The organism is Saccharopolyspora sp. MMCC62 (assembly GCF_057736575.1).
In genome coordinates this window covers 117,818-144,075 of sequence record NZ_JBYKCM010000006.1, presented here as the reverse complement: position 1 = coordinate 144,075, position 26,258 = coordinate 117,818, and the positions used below count along the sequence as shown (strand labels likewise).

Below are 26,258 nucleotides of genomic sequence, written 5' to 3'. Positions count from 1 at the left end.
AACAGAAGTGGAACCGTCAGCCAGTCCGGTTCCTGTGGTGCAGCAGGAGCCAGGCTGTTCCTGCTGCGACCAGCACGACGAGCACCACCGCCCAGTCCGGCACGGTCCCGGACAACTCCAGGACCCGGCCTTCGAGCCGAGCCTGGTCGGAGGCGCCTAACACGCCGCCGACGCTCGTCGTTCCGCGCGTGACCAGCATCAGCACCCCGACGGCCGCGGTCAGCAGCCCGCCGATCACCCCGGTCCAGGTGTTCTCCCAGCGCCCGATCCGCACCGGCCGCGGACGCACCAGGCCGCGCACGAACGGCAACCGGTCCCACAGCAGGCTCAGCACCAGCAGCGGCAGCGCCATCCCGGCCGCGAACACCAGCAGCACGATCCCGCCGCGCAGCGCGTTCCCGGACACCGCCGCGAAGGTCAGCACCGCCCCGAGCAGCGGACCGGCGCACACCCCGGCCAGCCCGTAGATCGTGCCGAGCGCGTACACCGACGCCGTCGAGGTGCCGGCCGAGCGCTGCGTCCTGCTCAGCATCGGCAGCGGCACGTCCAGCAGCATCAGCACCCCGAGCACGATCACCACGACCGCCGCCGTGCCGACGAAGGCCTCCCGGTGCTCGTTCACGAACGCGCCGAGCGTCCCGGCCAGGACGCCCAGCGGCACCAGCGTCGTGATCAGCCCGAGGTAGAACACCCCGGTGCGAGCGACCAGCGCGCCGGGCGCGGTGAAGGCGTAGGAGAAGAAGGCGGGCAGCAACATCACCGAGCACGGGCTCAGCAGGGTCAGCACCCCGCCGACGAACGCGCCGAGCAGTCCCAGTTCCACGCGCCCTACTTCCCGCCGGCGAGCGCGGAGTCCACGAACTCGCGGAAGTTCTCGATCGGCTGCGCGCCGGACAGCGCCGAGTTCCCGATGGCGAAGAACGGCACGCTGTTCACGCCGAGGCGCTGCGCGTCGCCGGTGCTCTGCTGCACCGCGTCCAGCAGCCGCGGGTCGTCGAGGTCGGCGGTGAACTTCGCGAGGTCGGGCACGCCGATCTCCTTCGCGAACCCGATCAGCCGATCCCGTGGGAGGTCGGGGTGGCCGGATTCGGGCGCGACGCGGTACACGGCGCCGAGGTACTCGGGGAACATGGCCTGGTTCCCGGCGGCGCGGGCGGCGACGGCGGCGGTGGCCGACTTCTCGCCGAAGAAGGAGACGTCGCGGATCTCGATGCGCAGCTTCCCCGAGTCCACGTACTCGCGGACCAGCGCGGGCAGCGTGTCCCGGTTGAACACGGCGCAGTACGGGCAGCGCAGGTCGGTCCACTCGACCAGCACCACGGGCGCGTCGGCGGCACCGAGCGCCATCGGGTCGTCCGGGTCCCGCGTCTCGACGCCCGCGGCCGCCTGCTGCGGCGGGGATGCCGCGCCGCCATCGGCGTTCGGCGCGGGCTGCGCGGTGGAGAGCTGGGCGACCACCACCACGAGCAGGAACGCGGACAGGGCCGCGAGGACGACGTTGGCGATCTTGGACCGGCGGTACTTCGCCGCTAGATCATCCGGGCTGTCGGCGGATCGATTCGTCACTCGCACTAGGATACATGTTGCATCCCAACGGCCCGCGGGCCTGCTTGGGAGGATGGGGGCTCGGGGGCGACGACGAGAGGCGGCACGATGGCCAGGACCACGCTCGACGAGGGCTCCGCGAACGAGCGCTCCTACCGGCACGTCCGGCAGGGCATCCTCACCGGGCGCTTCCCCGGCGGCACGATGCTCAGCGAGGCGACGCTCGCCGCCGAACTGGAAGTGAGCCGCACGCCGGTGCGGGCCGCGCTGGTCCGACTCCAGGAGGAGGGCTGGCTGACGATCTACCCGAAGCGCGGCGCCCTCGTGCAGACCCTCAGCGACCGCGCCGTCGCCGAACTCGCCGAGGCCAAGGCGATGCTCGAATCGGGCGCGGTCCGCGCCGCCCGGCCGCGCGCGCTGGCGGCGCTCGCCACCGAGATGCGCCCGGAACTGGTGCGGCAGCAGGAAGTCCTCGACGCCGGGGACCTGACGGCGTTCGTGGAGCTGAGCATCGCGTTCCACCGCTCGTTCGTCGCGGCCGCGGGCAACGAGGTGGTCTTGGAGCTCTACGACCGGCTCGCCGACCGGCAGCGCTTCCTGCTGTTCAGCTACGGGCGGCGGCTGCTGGACCGCGCCGCCGGGATCGTCGCCGAGCACGGGCTGCTGCTGGACGCCGCCGCGGCCGGGGACGGCGACGTGTTCGCCACGACCCTGCGCGAACACCTCACCAACAGCTACGGCGACGCGTCGTGAGTTCTTCCCGCCGCGCGACCGAGAACCGAGGAGGGCGCATGACCGAAGCCGATCCGATGTGGACGCTCCGCCGCCGCAGCAGCGAGAAGTGGCGCACGCACGACCCGGACGTGCTGCCGATGTTCGTCGCCGAGATGGACTTCCCGCTCGCGCCGCCGATCAAGTCGGCGCTGCTGGCCGCGGTGGAGGCGGGCGACACCGGCTACGTCGACCCGCAGGACACCCGCGCCGCGGCGGCGTTCGCGTCCTACGCGGCCGACACCTGGGGCTGGTCGCCCGCGCCGGAGCGGATGCGCTGCACCACCGACGTCAGCGTCGTCATCGTCGAATCGTTGCGGCGCCTCATCTCCCCCGGCGACGGCGTGATCATCAACCCGCCGATCTACCCGCCGTTCTTCGACCTGGTGCCGGAGGCGGGCGGCACGGTGGTGGAGGTGCCGCTGCGCGACGACGGCGAGCGCCACGAGCTCGACCTCGCGGGCATCGACCGGGCGCTGGCCGCGGGGGCGCGGGCCGTGCTGCTGTGCAACCCGCACAACCCGGTCGGGCTGGTGCACTCGCGCGCGGCGCTCGTCGAGCTCTCCCGCATCGTCGACCGCCACGGCGCGGTGGTGGTGAGCGACGAGATCCACGCGCCGCTGACCCACCACGGCCACGAGTTCACGCCCTACCTGACCGTCTCGGCGGAAGCCCGCGAGCACGGCATCGCCGCCGAGTCCGGCAGCAAGGCGTTCAACCTCGCCGGGCTCAAGGCGGCGCTGTTCGTCGCCGAGTCCGAGCGGATGACCGGACTGCTCCGCGACCTGCCGGAGGAGGTGACCTTCCGGGCCGGCCTGCTCGGGCTGATGGCGACGCGCGAGGGCTTCACCCGCGCGCGGGGCTGGCTGGACGACACGATCACCGCCGTCGAGCGCAACTTCACGCTGCTGGACGAGCAGCTCGCGGTGAAGCTGCCCGGAGCCCGGCTGCGCAGGCCCGCGGCGAGCTACCTGGCGTGGCTGGACCTGCGGGAGCTCGGCTGGGGCGACGATCCGGCGGCGCACGCCCTGGAGCACGCCCGGGTCGCGCTCTCCAGCGGACCGGCGTTCGGCTCGCCGGGAGCCGGCTTCGCCCGCATGAACCTGGCCTGCGCCCCGGAGACCGTCGTCGAGGCCGTGGACCGGCTCGCCCGCTGAACCCGCCGGGGACGGGCAGATTGTCCACTTAGGATCATCGGCTCGGCCGGTCAGAGCTCGCGCTGGAACCAGTGCTCGTCGCGGAAGTCGCCGGGCGCGACCTGCAACGCCGCCGGGAAGCGGCCGACCTCGACCCAGCCCCGGCGGCGGTAGAACTCGGGCAGGTGGGTGCCGCCGCGGGTGGCGAGCACGAGCTGGCGGAACCCGAGCCCGCTCGCGTGCTCGACCGCGCGGGCCAGCAGGCGGCGTCCGGTCCCGCCGCGCTGCCGTTCGGGGTGCACCATCAGCTTCCGCACCTCGGCGCGGTGCCGGAACACCCGTCCTTCCTTCCCGCGGATCAGCACCATCCCGACCAGCAGTCCCCCGTCGCGTTCGACGAGCAGTTCCTGGCGTCCGGATTCGACGTCGCGCAGTTCCTCGGCCGCCGCGTCCGCGATGAGCTCGGCGGGTGGGAGTTCCGATGCCCCCGGGGATGAACATCTCACGGTGGAGTCCCGGGTCCGCCTCGCGTGGTGCAATGCAGGGACGGTCTCCGCCCGGAGGTCGTCGCCGATCCCGAGGACCAGCGAAGTTCCATGTCGTCACGCGCCGAACGTTCCGTCCTGAGCGATCCCGCCATGCCGCACCTGCTGCTGGTGGTGTTCTGCTGCTTCGCCGGGTTCGCCCTGCTGGTGCCGGTGTCGCCGGTGTGGGCGCTGCGCGGCGGGGCGGACGAGTTCGGATCCGGGCTGGTCACCGCGGTGCTGATGGCGGCGACGGTGCTCTCCCAGCTCTGCGTCCGGGCGGTGCTGCGGCGGATCGGCTGGACGTGGACGCTCGCCCTCGGTGCGCTCCTGCTCGGGCTGCCAGCCCCGTTGCAGGCGTTGAGCGATCAGCTGCCCGCGGTGCTGGGCACCACCGCGCTGCGCGGGCTCGGGTTCGGCATCCTCACCGTCTGCGGGTCCACGGCCGTGTCCGTGCTGGCCCCGCGCGGGAAGCAGGGCGCGGCGATCGGCTTGTACGGGCTCGCGATCGCCGTTCCGCAGGTGCTGCTCACGCCCGCCGCTCCCTGTCTGGTCAGCGCGATCGGGCTGCCCGCCGTCCTCGCCTGCGGTGCGCTGCCCGTGCTGGCGCTGCCGTGGACGCGCGGGCTGGGGCGTGCGGTCGCGGCGCGCGTCGACGAGCCCGCCCGGTCCGGCGAACCCGACGAGCCCGCGGGCGCGGTGCTGCGGCGCATCGCGCTCCCGCTGGTCCTGCTCCTGGTGGTCACCTCCAGCGGCGGCGCCGTGCTCACCTTCGCGCCCCAGTTCACCCCGACGCCCGCGCTGGCCACCGCCGCGCTGCTCGCCACCACCGCCACCGCTGCGGTCGCGCGCTGGGTCTGCGGGGTGCTGGTGGACCGGTACCCGCCGCGGCCGATCAACGTCGCGCTGCTGCTGAGCGGGAGCGCCGGGCTGCTGCTGACCGCCTCGGCCGTCGGGCCCGCACCCGGCACCGCCGCGCTGCTCGCGGGAATGCTGCTGCTCGGCGTCGCCTACGGCGGGCTGCAGAGCGTCACCCTGGTGCAGGCGTTCGACCGGGCCGGAACCGCGAACCGGCACGTCACGTCCGTGGCGTGGAACATCGGCTTCGATTCCGGCACCGGACTGGGTTCCCTGCTGATCGGCGTCGCCGCGGGGGCTGCCACCTTCGCCACCGGGTTCGCCGGCTTCTCCGCCGCCCTCGCCCTCGCCGCCGTCGCGGCGCTGGTCCTCGGGGGCCGGGCCGTGCGGCCGTCACCGGAGACCGTGGACGCGTCCCGTCGAGCGCCCGGCTCGGACGAGGCGCGGGATTCCGACCTCCAGCGGTGACGCGGACGAACGGGAGCAGGCATGTTCAGGGTGTTGTACGCGCGGGAGAACGGCGGGGTGGAGCGCGTGTTCGCGGATTCGCTGCCGGACCGGCGGACCGCCGACCACGTCGCGGTGCAGCTGTTCGCCGAAGGCCTCGTCGCCGCCTCCTGGGTGGAGGACCAGCGCGACGCCGTCGGCCAGGCCCTCCCGCACTGGTGAGGCGTCACCGCCGCGTCGAGTCGCGCCCGATGAGGTCGACGCGGCGCGCAACCCGATCCGGACCCGCGGCTACGGTTCCAGCACGATCTTGATGGCGTCGTCCTGCTTCTTCTGGAACAGCTCGTAGGCGTGCGGGGCCTCCTCCAGCGGCAGGTCGTGGGTCGCCAGGTCGTGCACGCCGAGCGGATCGGACTCGTCGCCGACCAGCGGCAGCAGGTCGTCGATCCACCGCTTCACGTGCGCCTGCCCCATCTTCACCGCAACGCCCTTGTCAAACAGCGTCAGCATCGGCACCGGATCGGCCATGCCACCGTAGACACCGCTGAGCGAGATCGTGCCCGCGCGGCACACCGCGTCCATGCACTGGTGCAGGACGCCGAGGCGGTCCACCCCGGCCTTCTCCATCATCGGCCCGCCGATCCCGCTCGGCAGCGCACTGGCGATCTTCTGCGCGAGCTCCCCGACCGGTGAGCCGTGCGCCTCCATCCCGACGGCGTCGATCACCGAGTCGGTGCCGCGCCCGTCGGTCAGCTCCCGGATGCGGTCCGCCGGGGAGTCCACTTCGGACGCGTCGATGGTCTCGATCTCGCGGCGTCGCGCCATGTCCAGCCGTTCCGGGACCAGGTCGACGCCGATCGGGCGGAACCCGCGGTGCGCGGCGATGCGGCAGCACAGCTGGCCGATCGGGCCGAGCCCGAACACCGCGACGCTGCCCTCCGGCGGGACGTCGGCGTACTCGACGGCCTGCCACGCGGTCGGCAGCACGTCCGAGAGGTACAGGAACTGCACGTCCGGCGGCCCCTCGGGCACCTTGATCGGGCCGAACTGCGCCTGCGGCACCCGCATCAGCTCGGCCTGCCCGCCGGGAACGCTGCCGTAGAGCTCGCTGTAGCCGAACAGCGGCGCACCGGTGCCCTGGTCGCGGACCTGGGTGGTCTCGCACTGCGCGTACCAGCCGCGCGAGCACATCCAGCAGTGCCCGCAGGAGATGTTGAACGGCACCACCACCCGGTCTCCGGGCCGGATGTGGTCCACCGCCGAGCCGACCTCCTCCACGACGCCCATCGGCTCGTGGCCGAGGACGTCGCCGGGGGTCATGAACGGGGTGAGCACTTCGTAGAGGTGCAGGTCCGAGCCGCAGATCGCGGTGCTGGTGATGCGCACGACCGCGTCGGTCGGCTCCTCCAACCGCGGGTCGGGAACGTCCCGCACCTCGACCTGCCGGGGTCCTTGCCAGGTCAACGCCTTCACACGACCACCTCCGCGCACCGGGGACGACGCCCCCCGCCTACCCGGCGGCGGCCGCGGTCAATCAGCGCCCGGACCGTCGCGGTCCCCGACCGATCGGGCGACCGGACCGACAACACGCCCGGGCGGTCAGGGCTCCCTGGCCGTCGGCACGCCCGGCTCGTCAGCACGCCCCGGCCGCGCCGGCCCGCCGCCGCGGATCGGCGACGGCGGAACGGGCACGGCTCAGGTGCGCTCTTCGACCGGTGGGAGGGGGGCCAGGAGCATCGTGGAGGTGTCCAGGCGGTCGTTCTCGTCCTGGCCGTCGACCAGGTCGCGGGCCTCCGCGCCGCTGGCCACGACCGGGACCGAACCCAGCAGCGGGCGCGCGGCGGACTCCCGCATGAACAGCACCGCGACGAGCGCGATGGCGGAGAAGAACATGACGTAGAACGCGGGCGCGTAGGTGTTGCCGGTGATCTCCACCAGCAGCTGGGAGACCAGCGGTACCGTGCCGCCGAACAGCGAGGTCGCCGTGTTCTGCGTGAACCCGACGGCGCAGTACCGGGACGCGGTCGGGTACAGCTCGGCCATCACGGCCGCGTTCATGCACAGGAACAGCGTGGACGGGATCATCACGAGCCCCAGCGCGACGTACAGCGCCCACGGCGCCCCGACCCGCATCAGCGCGAACGCGGGCAGCAGCAGCACGAGGTTCCCGACGGCCGCCATCACGTACACCGGCCGCCGCCCCAGCTTGTCCGACATCCGCCCGAACACCGGCAGCAGCACGGCTTGCAGCAGCAGGATGGCGACGGTGGCGATCGCGGTGTGCGTGGTGGCGATGCCGACCTCGACTTCGAGGTAGGTGGGCATGTAGCTGGTCAGCGTGTACGAGGACGCACCGTCCGCGCCGATCAGCGCGAGGCCGACCACGACCTGCGGCCAGTAGAACTTGAACACCCCGGGCAGCTTGTGCCGCGTGAACAGCGGGTCGGCCGCCTGCTCCGCCGTCGTCGCCCGGGCGGCCTCGAAGCTGGGCGATTCCTCGATGCGGCTGCGCAGCAGCAGCGCGACGGCGCCGAGCACGAATGCCAGCAGGAACGGGATGCGCCAGCCGCCGTTGACCATCGCGTCCGGGCCCCAGAAGTGGGTGGTGATGCCGGAGGTCACGGCGACCACGCCGGCGCCCGCGGCGAAACCGAGCTGCGAACCGCTGTTGAGCAGCGAGGTCCAGAACCCGCGCGTCCGGTCCGGCGAGAACTCGGCGACGTAGGTCAGCGCACCGGAGTACTCGCCACCGGTGGAGAACCCCTGCGCGATGCGCAGCAGGTAGAGCAGCACCACGGCCCAGGCACCGATCTGCCCGGGGCCCGGCAGCAGGCCGATCAGCGTGGTGGCGACGGCCATGAGCGCGATGGTGAAGAACATGACCTTGCGGCGGCCGATCCGGTCCCCGAGCGGCCCGAGGATCATCCCGCCGAGCGGGCGGACGAGGAACGACACCGCGAACCCGAGCAGCGTCACCAGCAGCCCGAGCCGTTCGTCCATCCCGGCGGTGAACACCTGGGTCAGCGTGACGGCGAGGTAGCCGTAGACCCCGATGTCGTACCACTCGATGAAGTTGCCCACGCCGGCGCCGAGCTGCGCGCGGATGAGCGCGGGCCGGTCGACGACGATGCAGTCCTCTTCTCTGATCCTGCGGGTGCCCGCGGACGGGCGGCTCCTGCTCGGTTCGGACATCGTTGTCCCTCTCCGGCGGTCGGCGTGGTTCGGGGTGGCACGGCTCGGAATGCGGCCGACCGTCAGGTGGACGGCCGCGGCGGCGAGCCGTCCTCGAAGGACAACACCTTCCACCTGTGTTCATATTTCGAACGCAGCGACCAAAAACTTGGCAGAGTCACGCGGACGAGTCAAGGCTTTCACCGAACGGCGGTGCACATCGGAGGGAGAACCCCGGTAAGCCCGCCGCGGGACCGGACAGCACGTCCCACAGGTGAACTCCGAATCCCGAAACCCGTTGCCACATCAGGACAATCCCGGCACCACCGCCTCTGGAGCAGCCCCGTTCGCCCACGTGGCGGTACCCCGGGGCACGCCGAAACCCCGTAACCACCGGCGATTCGCCCACCACCCCGAACGACACCCAGCACAAGGCATTCGCCTTCGCCCTATCAGCGGCAAAGCCGCTGAGCAGCGACCACCAGAGCAACCGGCACCGCCGCGGGTTCTCAGCGCTTTCCTCGCGAGGACAGCGATTTCTCCTGTGGAGGAGCCACCGGTGAAATCGATCCCGCAGCGAGGAAAGCGCTGAGGTTCCGCCACCCCACCCCCGGATCAAAGAATCCAGGCGGGCATTTCACCGGGAGTGGTTGTGCATGACGTGCTTGGTCCTGGCGTAGTCCTCCAACGCGTACAGCGACAGGTCCCGCCCGTACCCCGATCCCTTGAACCCGCCCCACGGCACCTCGTTGGCGAGCGCCAGGTGCGAGTTCACCCAGACCGTGCCCGCGTCGAGCCGCGCGGGCACGTCGTGCGAGCGGCGCGCGTTCTCGGTCCACACGGAGGCGGCGAGGCCGTAGGGCACGTCGTTGGCGCGCCGGATCGCCTCTCCTTCCTCGCGGAACGTCTCGACGGTGACGACGGGCCCGAAGACCTCTTCGCGAGCGATCTCGGCGCCTTCGGGCACGTCGACGAGCACGGTGGGGGCGATGTAGTAGCCGGGCCCGTCGAGCGCTCTGCCGCCGAGCGCGGCGCGCGCACCGTCCCGCTGCGCGCGTTCCAGGTACCCGCGAACCCGGTCGAAGTGCGCCCGGGACACCAGCGGACCGATCTCCGCACCGTCCACTGTGGGCTCTCCGGTGACGAGCGTGCCCGCTTCGCGGACGAGGTGGTCGACGAGTTCCGCCGCGACCGACTCGTGCACGAGCACTCGGCAGGCCGCGCCGCACTCCTGCCCGGAGTTCCAGAACGAGGCGGTGCGCAGCGTCTCGGCGACGGCGGCCAGGTCGGCGTCCGCGAACACCAGGACCGGTGCCTTGCCGCCGAGTTCCAGGTGCACCCGCTTGAGGCTCTCGGCGGCGGCGCGCGCCACGGCCCGCCCGCTGGGCACCGATCCGGTCAGCGCCACCAGGTCCACGTCGGGGTGCGCGGCGAGCCGCGCGCCGACCACGTCGCCGCGGCCGGTGACGATGTTGAGCACGCCGGGTGGCAGCAGGTCCGCCACGAGTTCGGCGAACTTCACCGTCGTCACCGGGGTGATCTCGGAGGGTTTGAGCACGCAGGTGTTGCCCGCGGCGAGGATCGGCGTGAGCTTCCACGCGGCCATCATCAGCGGGTAGTTCCACGGCGTCACGACGCCGACGACGCCGACGGGTTCGCGCAGCACCAGCGACAGGTGGTCGTCGAGGTATTCGCCCGCCGACATCGAGGTGGTGGCCCGCACCGCCCCGGCCATGAACCGGAAGGTGTCGACGGTGCCCGCGATGTCGTCGTGGGCGACCGCGAGGGGTTTGCCCGTGTTGGCGGATTCCAGCCGTGCCAGCAGATCCCCGTTGGCCTCGACCCGGTCGGCGATGGCGTGCAGCACGTCGGAGCGGTCCTTCGGAACCCGCCGCGCCCAGGAGCCGCGCGCCGCGACGGCTTCGGCCACGGCCCGGTCCACGTCCTCGGTGGTGCCGTCCGGGGTGCGGCAGAGGACCTGTTCGGTGCAGGGATCGATGACGTCGAGCAGCCGCGTCGAGGTGGAGTCCGCGTAGCCGCCCGCGATGAAGTGGCGCGCCGGGGGCAGTTCGGCCGCCGCGGCGAGCGGGCGCGCGTCGGTGGACCGGCGGACCGCCGCGGGCTCCGGTGCGCCGTGTCCGGCCGAGGCTTCGCCGCGCGCCGCAGCGGCTTGCGCGGTGACGCGCCGCGCGGTGTCCGGCGGCAGGTCCAGCAGCGGGCTGCGCGGGCTGCCGACCCGCAGGCCCGCCGCGTTCAGCACGGCCTTCACGGCGGGGATGAACGGCACCGTCATCAGCGAGTCCATCAGCGGGTGCAGCCGCGCCCATTCGGCGCGGGCGCGGTCGAGCTCCCCCGCCCGCAGCGCGCGGTGCACGGAGACGAGTTCCGCGGGCACGAGGTTCGCGCTGCCCGCCACCACACCGGCGGCGCCCTCGGTGAGCGCGGCGAGGATCAGCGTGTCCCAGCCGCCGAAGGTGGTGATCACCTCCCCGTGGTGGTGGACGAACTGCCGCAGCCGGGACATGTCGGCGTTGGTGTCCTTGATGTAGCGGATGTTGTCGACCTCGCGGGCCAGCCGCCCGACGACGTCCGGGGACAGGTCGACGCCGGTGATCGCGGGCAGGTTGTAGAGCATCACGGGGATGTCGACGGAGGCGGCGACGGTGCGCAGGTACTGCTCGGTCTCCGCTTCGGTGAGCGGTTCGTAGTACGGGGTCACCAGCATCACGACCGAGGCCCCGCACCGCTGGGCGTGCTGCGAGAGCCGGATGGCCTGCTCGGTGCTGACGGCGCCGGTCTGGGCGACGACGGGCACGCGCCCGGCGGCGCGGGCGACGACGGTCTCCACGACCAGGCGCCGCTCGTCCTCGTCGAGCGCGGCGAACTCGCCGGTGGAGCCGCAGGCGACGAGGCCGTCGACGCCGCCGTCGATGCTGCGGTCGACCACGCGGCCGAGGGCGGCCACGTCGACTTCGCCGCCGGAGGTGAACGGGGTCGGCAGGGCGGTGAGAACTCCACTCAGTTGCGGCGACATTCCGGAACCCTTCCTGTTGCGTGCGTTCGATGCCCGGCTCGCCTCCCCGGGCGGCCGGTTGCGCGTGGAGCGGTCCTTCAGCAGGAGGCGACCGGGTCGCCGAAGCGGCCGTCCGCGGGTTCGACGCCGAGCCCGGGCCCGCGCGGCACCGCGATGTGGCCTGCGTCGATGCGGACGCCGTGCTCGTCGTCGTAGTGCCCGTCGATGCCGTCGGCGGCGATCCACACGCCGTCCAGCAGTTCCGGGCGGGTGGTCGCGCCGACGTGGGCGCAGGCGGCGGCGATGATGTCGCCGCCCCACGAGTCGTCGCAGGTGTGCGGGAGGTTCCGCGCCGCGCAGACGTCGCGCACCGCGCGCATCGGGTGCAGCCCGCCGACCCGGGTGATCTTCACGCCGAAGCCGTCGACCAGGCCGGTTCCCGCGGCGCCGACCACCACGTCCAGCCCGGTGCTGCTCTCGTCCGCGTACAGCGGGTGGGCGAGCAGCGGGCGGATCGCGCGGAGTTCGTCGAGGGTGTCGCAGGGCTGTTCCAGCACGAACGGGACGTCCGCGCACTCCCGGCTCAGCAGCAGCGCGTCCCGGGTGCCGAGGCTGCGGTTGCCGTCGACGGCGAGCCGCACGCCGGTTCCGCGCAGCACCTCGCCGACCTTGCGGACGGCGGCCACGTCCTCGTCGACCGGCCTGCCGCCGATCTTGACCTGCAACCGCGGGTAGCCTTCGGCGCGCTTCTCCGCGGCGAGGCGGGCGGTGTCGTCCGGCGGCCCGACGCCGAGCGCGGCGTAGGACGGCACCCGATCGACGAGCGCACCGCCGAGCAGGTCGGACACGCTGACGCCGAGGTGCTTGCCGAGGAGGTCGTGCGCGGCGATGTCGACGGCCGCCTTCGCGTAGCGGTGCCCGTGCAGTAGCCCGTCCATCCGCCGGTGCAGCGGGACCGGCCGCACGTCGGCGCCGAGCAGTCCCGGCCCCATCTCGCGGAGCGCCGCGACCGCACCGGCCGCGTGGGCCTCGGCGTACAGCGGCCCGATGGGGCAGGTCTCGCCCCAGCCGACCAGCCCGTTGTCGGCGACCAGCCGGACCAGCGTGCTGGTCAGGAACCGGACTTCGGAGTGGCCCATCTTGTAGGCACCGCCGCGGACCGGGAGGCCGTGCTGGTGGACGTGGACTTCCGCGATCTTCACCGTGTTCCTCCGAACGTGCGCGCGGGTTCGCCCGCGGACTTCGTGCCGAATTCCCCCGTCTGCCGGGGAGCCGGGGAGAGCACCGGCGGCCGCCCGAGGTTCCGCTCCCGCGGCGCGGGACTTCCGGGAGCGGGTTCAGGCGTGCAGCAGGTGTCCCATGCGGGCGCGCTTGGTGGCGAGGTAGCCGGCGTTGTGCGGGTTCTCCGGTGCTTCGAGGGGAATCCGCTCGGCGACGGTGATGCCGTGGTCGGCGAGGGCCCGGACCTTGTCGGGGTTGTTCGTCATCAGCCGCACCGAGCCCGCGCCGAGGTCGTGCAGGATGCGCGCGGCGTCGGCGTGGTCGCGGCCGTCGACGGGCAGCCCGAGCGCCACGTTCGCTTCGACGGTGTCCAGCCCGCGCTGCTGCTGGAGCTCGTAGGCCCGCAGCTTGCGCCCGAGCCCGATGCCGCGTCCTTCGTGCCCGCGCAGGTAGATCAGCGCGCCGCGGCCCTCTTCGGCGATGGCGCTCATCGCCATCCGGAACTGGCTGCCGCAGTCGCAGCGCAGCGATCCGGCGAGGTCGCCGGTGAGGCATTCGCTGTGCAGCCGCACCAGCGGCGCTCCCGCGTCGAACGGGTCGCCCATCGTCAGCGCGAGGTGTTCGACGTCGCCCGCACCGCGGTAGGTGGTGGCCTGGAAGGTGCCGAGCTCGGTGGGGATCTCGGCACGCCCGGTCCGCGCGGTCGCCGGACCGGAGGTGCGCGCGTGCTCGACGAGTTGGGCGATCGTCACCATCGGGATGCCGTGCCGCGCCGCGAAGTCGTCGAGCGCGGGGCGGCGCATCATGTCGCGCCGGTCGGGGGTGACGATCTCGCAGAGCAGCGCGGCGCCGCTCGCCCCGGCCAGGCGGCACAGCTCCACGCCGGCTTCGGTGTGCCCGGCGCGTTCCCGCACGCCGCCCGCCTTGGCCCGCAGCGGCAGCACGTGCCCGGGGCGGGCGAGGTCCTGCGGCGCGGTCCGCGGATCGGCGAGGGCGCGGATGGTGGCGGCGCGGTCCCCCGCGCTGATGCCGGTGCCGGTCCCGTGCTTGAGGTCGACGCTGACGAGGAACGCGGTGCCGTGGCTCTCGGTGTTGGCGGTGACCATCAGGTCGAGTCCGAGGTCGCGGGACCGGTCCTCGTCGACGGCGACGCACAGGAATCCGGACGTGTGCTCCAAGAAGAAGGCGACGTCGTCGGTGGTCGCGTGCTCGGCGGCCATGATCAGATCGCCCTCGTCCTCGCGGTCCTCGTCGTCGACGACGAGGACCATGCCGCCGCGGGCGAGTGCGGTGCGGGCTTCGGCGAGCTCGGACATCGGTTCTCCTCGGCACGGGGTGGTTCATCGGTCCGCCTGCGATCGCCGTCCTTCCGCCATGCTCAACACCGGGACGAATGCGTTCACATAGTGACCGTTGCGTTCAAACCAGAGTGGCAGCGACCTCCGCCGCCGTCAAGCGCCCCGCCCGAACCCGATTCGGCCGACTCAACCGAATTACCGCGGAATTCGCCCACATCGACCCTTGACGAGCAGTCCGAGTCACCGCACAATGAGCCCGGTTCGTTCATATTCTGAACAGGTCAGATCAGCTGGCGCCGAACTCGCGATCGCGCGTCTCCGGCGTGCGGTGGATCAGCACCAGGCTCACCGCGTACGCGGCCGCCAGCAGCAGCGCGATGCTCCACGGCGACCCGGTGACCGACAGCAGCAGGGCCGCGACCAGCGGCGTCGGGCTCCCGCCGACCATGTTGGTCAGCGTGTACACCGCGGCGTGCCCCGAGAAGCGCAGCGAGGTCGGGAACGGCTCGGCGAACAGCACCGCCAGCACGCCGAACTCGACGTAGTCGGACACCAGCGTCACCGCGTTCGCCAGCAGCATCAGCGGCCACGACTTGGTGTCGAGCAACGGGAAGTACACCAGCGTGCCGACCAGGCTCAACGCCGCGAACGAGTACAGCACCGGCTTGCGGCCGAACCGGTCGGCCAGCCAGCCGCCGAGCGGGACCGCCGCCACCCCGAGCAGGTTCGTCACCAGCACCAGCGCGAACCCGGTGCCGCTGGGCAGCCCCAGCGCGCCGTGCAGGTACTCCAGCGAGTACGTCGTCACCAGGTAGCTGCACGCGATGTTCGGCACCCACAGGAAGGTCAGCCGCACGATCACCCGCGGATGGCTGCGGAACACGGTGCGCACCGGGCTGGCGCTCGTCCCGCCGCGCGCCGCCGCGTTCTCGAACACCGGGGACTCGTCCATGCCGCGCCGCACGAAGTAGCCGCCGACGGCCAGCGCGCAGCCGAGGAAGAACGGGAGGCGCCAACCCCAGGCCAGGAACGCCTCCTCGCCGAGCAGCGCGGTCATCGCCAGCAGCACCACCGACACCAGGACCTGCCCGAGCGGCGAGCCGAGGTTCACCAGCGAGCCGAACAGCGCCCGCCGCCGCGCCGGGGCGTGCTCGAGCGCCATCACCTGCGCCGCGGTGCCCTCGCCGCCGAGGCTGAACCCCTGCACGCAGCGCAGCGCGACCAGCAGGAACGGCGCCACCGGGCCCCAGCTCGCGTAGCCGGGCAGCGCGCCGATGCCCAGCGAGGCGAGCCCCATCAGCACGAGCGACAGCACCATGGTGCGCCTGCGGCCGATCCGGTCGCCGAGGCTCGCGAACACGGCGGCGCCGAGCGGGCGGATCGCCATCCCGACGCCGAAGGAGGCGAACGAGACGAGCACTCCCGTCGCCGGGCTCAGCGCGGGGAAGAACACCGCGGGGAACACCAGCGCCGAGGCCGCGCTGTAGAGGCCGAAGTCGAACCACTCAAGGGTGGTGCCGATGCTCGTGCCGAACAGGACGACGCCGAGCCGCCGCTTCCGCGCGGGCCCCGCCGCCGACCCGCGCACGGGGAGCTCTGCTGGTTCGATCACGGTTCTCCTCCCGACCACCCCGGAGCGACCGTGCTCCGATCAGCAGGACATGATCCCGCTGAACGACATGGGGCTCTTGGAGAGGGAACTGTGCCACTCTTCAGGACGTTTCCGCAAACATCGGTTCACAATAAGGATATTTCGGGACGAATCTGCACTGGACGGCGTCCGCGAAGGCCGATCGGACGTCGAAGATCGCTTCAAACCCAACGGCTCAAGTCCCATTCACTAGGACTGTTGAACCGGTGCGAACCCGGCGCCGCCGCTCAGCTCCCCGCGGCGGGGAACGCCGCCGCGCACCGGTCGACCTCGGCCACGTGCGCGGCGATCCGCGCCGGATCGTCGAAGGACGCGCGGAAGCCGTTCCGGGCGAGCTCGGCCAGCGCAGCGCGGCCCAGCCCGAGGTGGGCGCGCACCGCCTCGTAGTTGTCGTTGAGGTAGCCGCCGAAGTACGGCGGGTCGTCCGAGTTGACGGTGACCAGCAGCCCCGCCTCGACCAGGGCGCGCAGCGGGTGCGCCGCCATCGAGGGCACCACCTGCAACGCGACGTTCGACAACGGGCAGACGGTCAGCGGCACCGCCGCATCGCGCAGCCGCGCCACCAGCTCCGGGTCGTCGATGGCGGCGACGCCGTGGTCGATGCGGTCCGGCCTGCACACGTCGAGGGCTTCGCGGACGTACTCCGCGGGCCCGTCCTCGCCCGCGTGGATCGTGGTGCGGTAGCCGCGGGCGCGAGCCGTCGCGTAGTAGTCGGCGAACTCGGCCGGCGGGTTGCCGCGCTCGGCCGCGCCGAGGCCGATGCCCAGCACCCGTTCGCCCCAGGGCCGGATCAGGTCCAGGACTTCCAGCGCGGCACCCTGCGTGCGGTGCCGCTGGCTGGTGACGAGCAGCGCGCCGTCGATGCCGTGCTCGGCCCGGGCGTCGTCGATCGCGGCCAGCACCGGGTCCAGCTGGTCGGCGATCGGCACGCCAGCGTCCAGGAAGGTCTGCACGCCGAGGAACATCTCGGCGCGGCGCACCCCGTCGGCGGCGGCGCGGGTCAGGTAGGCGTGCGCGAGGTCGTAGAAGTCCTGGCCGGTGCGCAGCACCGACGCCGCCCGGAACAGCAGGGCGAGGAAGTGCTCCAGGCCGGTGAACTCGTAGGCGGCGCGCACCTGCTCGACGTCCGGCCAGGGCAGGTCGACGCCGTTGCGAGCGGCGATCGCGAACAGCAGCTCCGGCTCCAGCGTCCCTTCCAGGTGGACGTGCAGCTCGGCCTTCGGCAGCGCCGGGATGAACGGGTCCGTCATGGCACGACTCCTCAAAAGTGAACTGAACGATTCACTTCTAGTCGTACCTTATCCGAGCAGCCCGCCGACGGCGAGGACGTGCGCCGCGTCCACCCGGGACCGCGGCTCCCCGCAGATCAGCTGCAGCTGCAGCCCGCGCCACAGCGCGACCACCGCGACCGCGGTCGCCTCCGGATCCGCGACCTCCGGCGCGTCCCGCAACGCCTCGGCGACCACCGCGGTCCACCGGTCGCGGACCTCCGCCAGGAACCGGGCGTACTTCTCGGGCAGGTCGACGGCCATGCCGAAGCGTGCGAAGAACAACCGGAGGTGCGGCAGGCGATCGGGATCGGCCAGGTGCGCCCAGGCGGCCGCGAGCCGGTCCGCGGTCCCACCCGGCCCGCACAACAGCTCCGCGAGCCGGTCGAGCAGCACCGTGCCGCCGAGGATCTCGTCGATCGCCGCGCCGAGCAGCTCGTCCAGCGAACCGAAGTGGTAGAGCAGCATGCGGTTGTTCGAACCGATCCCCCGGGCCAGCTCGCTCAACGACAGCCCGATCACCCCGCGCGCCAGCACGAACTCGCGCGTCAGGCCCAGAAGCCGCGCCCGCTCACCAGAACCACTCGCCACCGCGCGATCGTAACCACGCCGGGGTCCGGCGGCGGCCGATGATCGGCCCGCGCACCGGCGGGTCCGCTCACGGCCCGAGCCGCCAGGTCGCGCAGCCGCTCGTCGCCCGCAGCACGCGGACCGGGCCCTCGACCTCGGTCTCCCACAGCTGCACCAGGTGTTCCTCGACCGGCTCGAACGCGACGCCGTCGTAGCCCACGTCCCGGCCGGTGGCGTGCACGCGGGCACGGCACCGCGGATCTCCGATCGGGAGCGGCGTGCGCAGCTCGGACGGGGGATCCGCCAGCAGCAGGCCCACCCGCAGCTCGCCCGGCGACACGCGCAGCGGAACCTCCACCACGTCCTCCCAGCCGGGTTCGAGTGGCGGGGCGCCGTCCCAGAGCTCCACCGCCAGGGCGATCGATCCGGTGTGGATTCCCGTGCACAGCGCCAGCAACCCGGGCTCCGCAGCCGCGAGCCCGGCGCCCTCGCGCCAGGACGGACGCCGCACGTCCTCGAGGTCGGTGCGCGCGTCGAACAGGAAGTACTGGTGGTGGGACACCTCTGCCACGCCCGAGATCCGCAGCGTCCGCTCCGGCACGGCATCCCTCCCCCTGCTCCGAACCCGAGGGTCCCACGACGCACCGACAGCTCCGCCGGACCGGCACATCCACCGGCCCGGGCGCCGCACCGGCGGACCCGCGGCTTCCGGGCTCAGCCGCCCCAGGTCTCGATCGGCGCGCCGAGGACGTCGTGGTCGACCTCGACGCCGAGGCCCGGTGCGGTGCTGGGCAGCACTCCCTCGCCGGTGATCCGGGCGCCCGAGTCCGCGGTGCGCCGGGTGACCATGTCCGCGCAGTTGAGCACGCAGCGCAGCAGCTTCGGCGGCACGGTGGCGCCCAGGTGCAGGATCGCGGCGAACGCGATGGCCGAGCCGACGGTGTCCTGCACGCTCGTGGTGAGCCCGGCCGCGCGGCAGAGGTCCCGGTGGCGCCGCCCCGGAGTCAGGCCGCCCGCCTTGGAGATCTTCAGGCCGATCCCGTCCGCGACGTCCGCCGCGACGAGGTGCGCGAGGTCCCCGTCGGCCTGGGCGAGTTCGTCGACCACGATCGGGACCGGACACCGGCCGCGCAGCGACGCCGTCTCCCGCCACGTCGCGCAGGGCGCTTCCAAGGTGAAGTCCAGGCCTTCCGGGAGCAGCCGGAGCATCCGCAGCGCCGTCTCCGGCAGCAGCCCGCAGTTCGCGTCCACCGTGAAGTACTCGCCCGGCCGCCGGTCGGCCAGGCAGGCGGCGATGCGTTCGGCGTCCAGCGCGGGCCCGCCTTCGCCGTCCAGCGCGCCGATCTTGATCGAGTGGCCGCGGTAGCCGCGCGCCCGGTGGTCGGCGACCCGCCGCCGCATCTCCTCCGGTTCCCCCGCGTGGATCGAGGAGATCATCGGCATCGGGACGTCCCACGAGCCGCCGAGCAGTGCGCACACCGGCAGGCCGACCGACTTCCCGAACGCGTCCCAGCACGCCACGTCCAGCGGCGTCTTCGCGTGCGGGTGCCCGACGAGCACGTCGTCCATGACGTCGCCGATCCGGTCCACCGCCCGCGGGTCACGTCCCAGCAGTGCGGGCGCCAGCTCGGCGACGCCCGCGCGAACACCGGCGGCGTGCGCGGCGACGTAGGTGGAGCCGAACGGGGTGCTCTCACCCCAGCCCTCGGTGCCGTCGTCGCAGGTGATCCGCACGATCGAGGCGTCGAAGGACTCGTAGGTCCGCCCGCCGGAGAGGGCGTAGACACCGCCCGAGTACGGCAGGTCCACCTGGTAGAGGTCGATTTTGGTGATCCGCATCTTCCACCTTTCTCTTGAGCAGACGTCGGGTCAGGCCGGCGGCACGAGCACCAGCTTCCCGACGTGGTCCTTCGCGGCGAAGTCCCGCTGCGCGCGGGCGATCTCCGCCAGCGGGTAGGTGCCGGCGACCACCGGCCGCACCTCGCCGCGCTCGACGTAGCCGACGAGGTTCGCGAAGACCTCGTCCTCCTGGAACGTGCAGCCGAGCACCGAGAGGTCCTTGCGGTACACCGTGCGCAGGTCGACCTCGGTGTGCGGCCGCCGATCGCCCCGGAGATCGCGCAGCGCCCGCCGGGGCGCAGCACCTCCGGCAGCGACGGGAAAGCGGGTCCGCCCACCAGGTCGAGCACCACGTCGACCGAGGACGCGCCGAGCGCCTCGACGAGGTCCGCACCGCAGTCGACGACCTCGTCGGCGCCCTGGGCGCGGACGGCGTCGGCCTTCGCCGCCCCGCACACCGCGATCACCTCGGCCCCGCGCCGCTTCGCGACCTGCACGGCGGCGAGCCCCACTCCGCCGGACGCACCGTCGACGACGTGCCCGCGGACGTCCGCGCACTGGATGCGCGGGAAGCGGAGCGCGGCACCCGACCAGGAGGCGTCCGCGCCGTCGAGCCCGGCGAAGCCCGCCGCCGCACCGGCACCGGTCGCAGCGTCCACGGACTTCACCAGCCGATCCGGGTGTTGACGTCCGTGTTGTTCACGCCCGCAGCCGCCACCCGGATCAGCACCTCGCCCGAGCCGGGCCGGGGCACCGGGACGTCGGTGCGGTGGTCGAGCACGTCCACCCCGCCGTGGCCGGTCAGGTGCACTGCGGTCGTCGTCGGCAGCACGATCCACTCCTGCTCAGGTGGCCCGAACGGGAGCGGGCACGTCCCGCTCCCGCCGCGAACCGGTGTGCTCCCGTTCCGCGCGGCCCCTGCCCGCGCTCGCACCGGTCGTTCCGATCAGCCCGCGCGCGGGACTCCGAGCGGGTTCGCGGCCCGCAACAGCGGTGGCAGCAGGGAATCGGGGGCGTTCTGGAAGGCGACCGGGCGCAGGAACCGGTCGATCGCCGCGGTGCCCACCGAGGTGTGCGCGGGCGCGGTCGTCGCCGGGTACGGGCCGCCGTGCTGCTGCGCGGCCGTCACCGCCACCCCGGTCGGCCACTGGTCGAACACGACGCGCCCGGCGCGTGCGGCGACGAGCTCGACGATCGGCAGCAGCCGGTCCCGTTCGGCGGGTCCGGGGTCGCCGGAGGTCTGGACGGTGGCGGTGAGGCTCCCGTCGATCGCGGCGAGCACCTGCCGCAGCTCCTCGTCCGAGGCGTACTCGGCGATCACGGCGGTCGGCCCGAACGTCTCCTCCAGCAGTACCGCGTCCCGGTCGAGCAGGTTCGACGCGGCACCGGCGTGCAGCAGCGAGGGCGCGAACGCGGGGACCCCGGACTCGGTGCGCTGCTCGTCGCCGCGCAGCAGCACCTCGACTCCGTCGAGCGCGGTCACCTCGTCGAGCCGCTGCCGGTAGCCGTCGGCGATCTTGCCGGTGAGGACCCGCGCCGCCGGAACCTCCGCGGCCAGCTCCGCGATGCGGGCGGGCAGCGCCGAACCCGCCGGCACCAGCAGGATTCCCGGCTTGGTGCAGAACTGGCCCGCGCCGAGCGTGAACGAGCCGGTGAAGCCGGTGGCGATGTCCGCGCCGCGCTCCCGCTCGGCTTCCTCGGTGACGACGACGGGGTTGATGCTGCCGAGCTCGCCGAAGAACGGGATGGGTTTCGGCCTGGCCGCGGCGACGTCGAACAGCGCGCGGCCGCCCGCGACCGAACCGGTGAACGCGGCCGCCTCGATCCGCGGGTCCTCCAGCGCGCGCCTGCCGTCCGCGACTCCGGTGATCATCGCGAAGGTGCCGTCCGGTGCTCCCGCCGCGTCGAGGGCGGCGCGCACGATCTCCGCGGTGCGCAGCGAGGTCTCCGGGTGGCCGGGGTGCGCCTTGAGCACCACCGGGCAGCCCGCTGCGAGCGCGGACGCGGTGTCCCCGCCGGCGACCGAGAACGCGAACGGGAAGTTGCTCGCCGCGAACACCAGCACCGGCCCGATCGGCAGCAGCACCCGCCGCAGGTCCGGGCGGGCCCCGAGCACGAAGTCCGGGTCCGGTTCGTCGACCTGGACCCGCAGGTAGGAGCCGTCGCGCAGCAGGTCGGCGAACATCCGCAGCTGCACCGTGGTGCGGGTGACCTCGCCGGTGAGCCGACCTTCCGCCAAGCCGGTCTCCGCGATCGCGATGGGCACCAGCGCCGGGCTCGCGGCGTCGAGCGCGTCGGCGACGGCGGTGAGCGCGTCCGCGCGCTCGGCGGGGGTGCGTCGCGCCCATTCGGGGGCCGCGGCGGCGGCGGCCGCGAGCGTGCGGTCGAGGTCCTGCTCGACCGCGCTGTCCGTGGTGCTCACTGGAGGGTGGTCCTCTCGTTCGGGGCGCGTCGGTGGCCGCCGCGGATGCGCGCGGCCGTCCGGGACGCGAGATCGGGCTCGGCGGACGGCGGCAGCTCGCCGGAAGTCACCACTGCGTGCACACATTGGATGATTAGTTCACATTGTGGTCGTCGTGCAGGCCAGTTTGGTGGCCGCCTGCTCGACGTGTCAACACTCCGCCGGAGCACCGCTTTCCTTGGCATGACCGCACAACGACGGCGCACCTGCGAGTCGTGGACGCCCGCGAGGAACCCCGTACCGCCGCCTAAGTGAACATCTGGACCGCTATCCGGACGTCGTTCCGGCTCCAGGTGGAGCCGTCTCGGACGTGGACCCGCGAACCAGGCGGCACCAGTGCCGACCCCGCTCCCGCTCCACCGAGACCGCGCGCGGCCGCACCATCCCCGAATTTCCCGATCCCCAGCGCGGCAGAGCCGGTGTCGACTACCTTTCGCGCGAACGACCACCCCCTCGAAAGAACCGCTTCATTCACGCGCGGAAACACGCGAAACGGTCCCGCGGACAACGAATCGACCCTTTCCTCATCGAATCCCGGAGGAGCCCGTCTCCGAAATCCGGCAACTCCGCGCGCACCGCCCGTACCACACCCCGAAACACCGCCAGGAACCAGTACTACCTGGTCAAACATTCCAGCCGGAGCACTCCTTGCCATCGCAAGGACAAGTTTTCGCGAGCCGCACTCACCGAATGAGAATCGCGCTGAGATTCCATGAATTACGCCGGACGATCTCAGCGGCTCGGCGAAGTAGATCCACTCCGCCGGGCGATCCCGCGCACTGATTCACCTGGGTTAGCCTCCGAACTCCGCAGCGCGCGTTGGCGAATGAAAGCAGCGGAATCCCCGGTCCCGGAGGAGGTCGACGGTGCCCATCGACGAATTCGAAATTCCCCCGGCGGTCTTCGGACCGCACGACACGTTCGGCGCCGGACGATGAGCGGCCCCGGACAGGAGCCCCCCGCCGGGCGGCCGAGCACCGGCGCGGTCATAGCGGGCTTCACGCTCATAGTGGCTCTCGGAGTGGCGGTCGCCTCGCTGGGAGCATCCTTGCCGTTCCTGCGGGAGCACTACGGCATCGGAGTCGCCGCCAGCGGCTTCGCGGTCGTCGCGTTCAACGTCGGCGCCCTGCTGTCCACGCTGGTGTGCGGCCTGGCCGACCGGCGGCTGCCCCCGAAGCCCACCGTGTTCGTCCTGCTGGCGCTGTTCGCGACCGGCCTCGGCAGTGCGGGGGCGGCACCGACCTGGACGCTGTTCGTCACCGCGATCACCGTCGCCGGGCTCGGCTACGGAGGCCTCGCGCTGTACCTCAACACCGCGTTCGCGAGCGCGTTCGGACGGCACAACGTGCTGATGATCAACCTGTTGCAGGCGGCGTTCGGCATCGGCGCGATCATCGGCCCGATCGCCACGGCGGCCACCGCGCCGGTCGACGTCCGGTGGACGCTGACCGCGATGGCGGTGGTGACGGTGCTGTGCTGGACGGCGGCCGGGTGCTGCGCGGCGGAGCGGCGCGTACCGGCGGCGGAGGGCGCCGGGTGGAGCTCGCTCCGGATGGTCCTGGTGGTCTCGGCACCGTTCATCATCGCCGGGATCTTCTACAACGGGTTGGAGACCTCGGTCGGCGCGTGGGCGAGCACCCACCTGACCTGGTCCGGGATGGACCCGGGCGATGCGGCGCGGTCCACCGCGCTGTTCTGGGCGGGGCTGACCGCGGGCCGGGTGATCATCCCGCTGGCGGCGAAGAACCTCGGTCCCGCCACGCTGATCCGCATCTCGCTGGCCATCGCGGTCGCGGTGTTCTCGCTCTCGGCGTGGGGCGCGGCGCCGGTGCTGTGCTACGCGGTGGCGGGGTTCGCGCTCGGGCCGGTGCTGCCCACGACGCTGGCCTGGCTGAGCACCGCCACCCATCGCGCCCAGCTGGCGAACTCGATCCTGCTGACCGGGTGCATGGCCGCGAACGTCACGCACCCGTGGCTGGTGGGGATCACGGCGGATCCGGCGAAACCGTGGACGATTCCGGCCGTGCTGACCGGATTCGCGGCCCTCGGGCTGGTCGCCGCGCTCTCCACGACGGTGTTCCGGCCGAAGACCGCGGCCGACGAGAAGGTCGACCAGCACGCGACGACCACCCGGTCGTGACTGTCAGTCCGATGTGGACTGCCGGGTCCGCTCGTAGTGCCGCCGGGCCTTCATCCGGTTGCCGCAGGTGGCCATCGAGCACCAGCGGGCCTTGTTGGCCTTGCTGCGGTCGAGCAGGAACAACCGGCACTCGTCGTTGCCGCAGGGCCGCAGCCGGCCCGGCAGGTGCTCGGCGACCCACGCCCACCCCAGCACGGCGCGGGCCGGGAGCAGCGCCTCGGCGGCGGCGGTGAGTTCCCAGCTCACGCCGTCGTCGCCGAGCGCCGGCCGCCGGTGCACCCCGTCCAGCGCACCGGCGAGCACCGCGACGGGCCGCCTCCCGAGCACCACGGCGGTGAGCCCGTCGCGGACCTGCCGCAAGGCGCGGAGTTCCGCGGTGGTGCCAGTGCCGCCGTGCGCGACGGCCCAGGCTCGGGCGGTCTCGTCGGTGGCGAGTTCGTCCCGCTCGGCGCCGTCGAGCACCGGCCTGCTGTTGAGCAGCGCCAGCAGCAGTTCCACGTCGTCGACCATCACACCAACCTAACCGCATCGTCGCCTGTTGACAGGTTAGCAGGACACGGCCTAGCGTTCGCGTCTAACCAGTTGAACCCAGTTGATGAGGTTACGATGCCCGCAGTGCACCACCGGACCGCGACCGTCGACGGCCACCAGGTCTTCTACCGCGAAGCCGGCTCGCCCGAGCACCCGACCGTGCTGCTGCTGCACGGCTACCCGACCAGCTCGCACATGTTCCGCGGGCTCATCCCCGCGCTCGCCGACCGCTACCACGTGCTCGCGCCCGACCACCTCGGCTTCGGCCGGTCCGACGCGCCGCCCGCCGACGAGTTCGACTACGGCTTCGACCCGCTCACCACGATCACCGAGCAGCTGCTGGACCAGCTGGGGGTGCGGGAGTGCGCGATCCTCGTGCAGGACTACGGCGCACCCGTCGGCTGGCGGCTCGCCCTCCGCCACCCCGAGCGGATCACCGCGATCATCAGCCAGAACGGCAACGCTTACGAAGCCGGCTTCGTCCCCGAGTTCTGGGCGCCGATCTGGGACTACGCCGCCGATCCCGGTCCCGCGAACGAGCAGGCCGTCCGCGGTGCCCTCACCGTCGACGCGATCCGCTGGCAGTACCTGCACGGCGTGCCGGACCCGACCCTGGTCAGCCCGGACACCTGGACCCACGACCACGCCCTGGTCTCGCGCCCCGGGAACGATGCCGTGCAGCTGCGCCTGTTCCGCGACTACCCGAGCAACGTGGCGCTCTACCCGCGGGTGCACGAGTACTTCCGGGCGAGCCGGGTGCCGCTGCTGGCGGTGTGGGGCGCGAACGACGAGATCTTCGGCCCGGACGGCGCCCGTGCCTTCACCGACGACCTGCCCGACGCCGAGGTACACCTGCTCGACGCGGGCCACTTCGCCCTCGAAAGCCACCTCGACACCGCCACCGACCTCATCCGCGATTTCCTCGCCCGGAACCTGCCGCAGCACAGCCGGTGACGAGCTCGACCACGAACGATGCCGTGCCGCAGGACGGAGCGACCGGCCACGCCCGAGATGTCCCGCGCCGGTCAGCGATCGTCCCGCGTGAGCGGGCGATACCTCCCGTTCTCGACCTCGTGCGCCCGGAACTTCGGTACGGGTTCGGCCGCCGAGTGGAGTCGCCCTCGGCGGCGATCGCCGTGTCGGGAAATGCGGTGCGCTCGCGGCGGAATCGCGGGAAGGTGCGGGGGTGGCCGTACTGGAGTTCCCGAACCCCGTGCTCACCGACGGCACCGTGACGTTGCGGCCGTGGCGCGCAGCCGATGTGCCGCAACGGTTCGCCGCCTTCTCCGATCCGCTGTGCCTGCGCTACTCCTGGCCCCACCCGGAGCCGTTCACCGCGCAGCACCTGCGGGACCGGGCGGCCGCGGACGAGCAGGCGCGGTTAAGCGGGGACAGGCCGGCGTTCGCCGTGGTCGATCCGCACGATCTCGGCACGGTCCTCGGGGGCGCTGCGCTCTACAACGTGGACCTGGAGCAGCTGCGCGCCCGAATCGGGTACTGGCTCGGCGCGGACTCGCGCGGACGCGGTGCGGCCACGGGGACCGTTCGCCTGCTGGCGACGTGGAGCTTCCACGACCTCGGCCTCGCCCGCTTGGAGCTGACCTGCGAGCCGACCAACTCGGCGTCCCGGCGGGTGGCCGAACGGTGCGGGTTCGCGTTCGAAGGGGTGCTGCGCTCGCACCAGCGGTTCCGGCACGGGCGGCGCGACACCGCCGTGTTCGGGCTGCTGCCGGGCGAGTTGCGGTGAGTGGCGCGGCGGCGGTGTGATCCGCGGCGCGTCCGGAGGCGATCGGTGCTGGTCGGAGCGCCGCGGG

The 26,258-nt window shown here is 72.6% G+C and carries 24 protein-coding genes and 1 pseudogene; 7 read left to right on the top strand and 18 right to left on the bottom strand.

Going from position 1 to position 26,258, the window contains the following annotated elements:
* Nucleotides 1–16: 16 nt before the first annotated feature.
* Together AC29IT_RS16225 and AC29IT_RS16220 are read right to left on the bottom strand one after the other, a co-directional pair.
* Nucleotides 17–823, bottom strand: coding sequence for a cytochrome c biogenesis CcdA family protein (locus AC29IT_RS16225; protein WP_358443318.1), 807 nt, complete (start codon nucleotides 821–823; stop codon nucleotides 17–19).
* Between the two features lie 5 nt (nucleotides 824–828).
* Nucleotides 829–1,566, bottom strand: a complete 738-nt coding sequence (locus tag AC29IT_RS16220) for a DsbA family protein (RefSeq protein WP_488219247.1) — start codon at nucleotides 1,564–1,566, stop codon at nucleotides 829–831.
* A gap of 87 nt (nucleotides 1,567–1,653) precedes the next feature.
* Between AC29IT_RS16220 and AC29IT_RS16215 the strand changes: the two genes are divergently transcribed.
* Nucleotides 1,654–2,298 (top strand): GntR family transcriptional regulator, encoded by a 645-nt coding sequence (locus AC29IT_RS16215; protein WP_488219246.1) that lies wholly within the window; start codon nucleotides 1,654–1,656, stop codon nucleotides 2,296–2,298.
* A gap of 38 nt (nucleotides 2,299–2,336) precedes the next feature.
* The gene (locus AC29IT_RS16210; protein WP_488219245.1) at nucleotides 2,337–3,473 is read left to right on the top strand and encodes a MalY/PatB family protein; all 1,137 of its coding nucleotides are present in this window, start codon (nucleotides 2,337–2,339) and stop codon (nucleotides 3,471–3,473) included.
* 50 nt (nucleotides 3,474–3,523) lie between these two features.
* Here the strand turns inward: AC29IT_RS16210 and AC29IT_RS16205 are convergent, their stop codons facing one another.
* Nucleotides 3,524–3,958, bottom strand: a complete 435-nt coding sequence (locus AC29IT_RS16205; protein WP_488219244.1) for a GNAT family N-acetyltransferase — start codon at nucleotides 3,956–3,958, stop codon at nucleotides 3,524–3,526.
* 132 nt (nucleotides 3,959–4,090) lie between these two features.
* Here AC29IT_RS16205 and AC29IT_RS16200 point away from each other — a divergent pair, with 132 nt between their 5' ends.
* A complete protein-coding gene (locus AC29IT_RS16200) occupies nucleotides 4,091–5,302 on the top strand; it encodes an MFS transporter (RefSeq protein WP_488219243.1) in 1,212 nt (403 codons plus the stop codon).
* Nucleotides 5,303–5,323: 21 nt separating this feature from the next.
* Nucleotides 5,324–5,503, top strand: coding sequence for a hypothetical protein (locus AC29IT_RS16195; RefSeq protein ID WP_488219242.1), 180 nt, complete (start codon nucleotides 5,324–5,326; stop codon nucleotides 5,501–5,503).
* Between the two features lie 69 nt (nucleotides 5,504–5,572).
* Here AC29IT_RS16195 and AC29IT_RS16190 read toward each other — a convergent pair whose 3' ends face one another.
* The 14 genes and pseudogenes from AC29IT_RS16190 to AC29IT_RS16125 all read right to left on the bottom strand — a co-directional run bounded on the left by AC29IT_RS16190 (nucleotide 5,573) and on the right by AC29IT_RS16125 (nucleotide 21,734).
* Nucleotides 5,573–6,754, bottom strand: coding sequence for a zinc-dependent alcohol dehydrogenase (locus AC29IT_RS16190; protein WP_488219241.1), 1,182 nt, complete (start codon nucleotides 6,752–6,754; stop codon nucleotides 5,573–5,575).
* Between the two features lie 222 nt (nucleotides 6,755–6,976).
* The gene (locus AC29IT_RS16185) at nucleotides 6,977–8,473 is read right to left on the bottom strand and encodes an MFS transporter (RefSeq protein WP_488219240.1); all 1,497 of its coding nucleotides are present in this window, start codon (nucleotides 8,471–8,473) and stop codon (nucleotides 6,977–6,979) included.
* Between the two features lie 616 nt (nucleotides 8,474–9,089).
* Complete coding sequence (locus tag AC29IT_RS16180; RefSeq protein ID WP_488219239.1) at nucleotides 9,090–11,486, bottom strand: aminobutyraldehyde dehydrogenase; 2,397 nt, start codon at nucleotides 11,484–11,486, stop codon at nucleotides 9,090–9,092.
* Nucleotides 11,487–11,563: 77 nt separating this feature from the next.
* A complete protein-coding gene (locus tag AC29IT_RS16175; protein WP_488219238.1) occupies nucleotides 11,564–12,667 on the bottom strand; it encodes a mandelate racemase/muconate lactonizing enzyme family protein in 1,104 nt (367 codons plus the stop codon).
* A gap of 135 nt (nucleotides 12,668–12,802) precedes the next feature.
* Nucleotides 12,803–14,002, bottom strand: a complete 1,200-nt coding sequence (gene ribA / locus AC29IT_RS16170; RefSeq protein WP_488219237.1) for a GTP cyclohydrolase II — start codon at nucleotides 14,000–14,002, stop codon at nucleotides 12,803–12,805.
* 268 nt (nucleotides 14,003–14,270) lie between these two features.
* Nucleotides 14,271–15,596 (bottom strand): MFS transporter, encoded by a 1,326-nt coding sequence (locus AC29IT_RS16165; RefSeq protein WP_488219236.1) that lies wholly within the window; start codon nucleotides 15,594–15,596, stop codon nucleotides 14,271–14,273.
* Between the two features lie 266 nt (nucleotides 15,597–15,862).
* Nucleotides 15,863–16,885: an adenosine deaminase gene (add, locus tag AC29IT_RS16160; protein WP_488219235.1), complete on the bottom strand. Its 1,023-nt coding sequence runs from the start codon at nucleotides 16,883–16,885 to the stop codon at nucleotides 15,863–15,865.
* A gap of 48 nt (nucleotides 16,886–16,933) precedes the next feature.
* A complete protein-coding gene (locus tag AC29IT_RS16155; protein ID WP_488219234.1) occupies nucleotides 16,934–17,494 on the bottom strand; it encodes a TetR/AcrR family transcriptional regulator in 561 nt (186 codons plus the stop codon).
* A 67-nt stretch (nucleotides 17,495–17,561) separates the two neighbouring features.
* The gene (locus tag AC29IT_RS16150; protein WP_488219233.1) at nucleotides 17,562–18,074 is read right to left on the bottom strand and encodes a hypothetical protein; all 513 of its coding nucleotides are present in this window, start codon (nucleotides 18,072–18,074) and stop codon (nucleotides 17,562–17,564) included.
* A gap of 113 nt (nucleotides 18,075–18,187) precedes the next feature.
* Nucleotides 18,188–19,312, bottom strand: a complete 1,125-nt coding sequence (locus AC29IT_RS16145) for a mandelate racemase/muconate lactonizing enzyme family protein (RefSeq protein WP_488219232.1) — start codon at nucleotides 19,310–19,312, stop codon at nucleotides 18,188–18,190.
* Between the two features lie 30 nt (nucleotides 19,313–19,342).
* Nucleotides 19,343–19,543 carry a zinc-binding dehydrogenase gene (locus AC29IT_RS16140; protein WP_488219231.1) on the bottom strand — a complete coding sequence of 67 codons (201 nt, stop codon included), beginning with the start codon at nucleotides 19,541–19,543 and terminating at the stop codon, nucleotides 19,343–19,345.
* Nucleotides 19,544–19,596: 53 nt separating this feature from the next.
* Nucleotides 19,597–19,770 (bottom strand): annotated as a pseudogene (locus AC29IT_RS16135) (zinc-binding dehydrogenase); the annotation flags it as partial.
* A 206-nt stretch (nucleotides 19,771–19,976) separates the two neighbouring features.
* Nucleotides 19,977–20,144 (bottom strand): hypothetical protein, encoded by a 168-nt coding sequence (locus AC29IT_RS16130; protein WP_488219230.1) that lies wholly within the window; start codon nucleotides 20,142–20,144, stop codon nucleotides 19,977–19,979.
* 114 nt (nucleotides 20,145–20,258) lie between these two features.
* The gene (locus tag AC29IT_RS16125; RefSeq protein ID WP_488219229.1) at nucleotides 20,259–21,734 is read right to left on the bottom strand and encodes an aldehyde dehydrogenase (NADP(+)); all 1,476 of its coding nucleotides are present in this window, start codon (nucleotides 21,732–21,734) and stop codon (nucleotides 20,259–20,261) included.
* A 751-nt stretch (nucleotides 21,735–22,485) separates the two neighbouring features.
* Between AC29IT_RS16125 and AC29IT_RS16120 the strand changes: the two genes are divergently transcribed.
* Nucleotides 22,486–23,913: an MFS transporter gene (locus AC29IT_RS16120; RefSeq protein ID WP_488219228.1), complete on the top strand. Its 1,428-nt coding sequence runs from the start codon at nucleotides 22,486–22,488 to the stop codon at nucleotides 23,911–23,913.
* 3 nt (nucleotides 23,914–23,916) lie between these two features.
* On the opposite strand, the gene AC29IT_RS16115 is transcribed toward AC29IT_RS16120, so the two are convergent.
* Entirely contained in the window at nucleotides 23,917–24,423 is a 507-nt protein-coding gene (locus tag AC29IT_RS16115) for a CGNR zinc finger domain-containing protein (protein WP_488219227.1), read from the bottom strand.
* Nucleotides 24,424–24,519: 96 nt separating this feature from the next.
* On the opposite strand from AC29IT_RS16115, the gene AC29IT_RS16110 reads away from it, so the two are divergent.
* On the top strand, nucleotides 24,520–25,398 hold the full coding sequence (locus tag AC29IT_RS16110) for an alpha/beta fold hydrolase (RefSeq protein ID WP_488219226.1): 879 nt from the start codon (nucleotides 24,520–24,522) through the stop codon (nucleotides 25,396–25,398).
* Nucleotides 25,399–25,630: 232 nt separating this feature from the next.
* Nucleotides 25,631–26,191: a GNAT family N-acetyltransferase gene (locus AC29IT_RS16105; protein WP_488219225.1), complete on the top strand. Its 561-nt coding sequence runs from the start codon at nucleotides 25,631–25,633 to the stop codon at nucleotides 26,189–26,191.
* The last annotated feature ends 67 nt before the right edge of the window (nucleotides 26,192–26,258 follow it).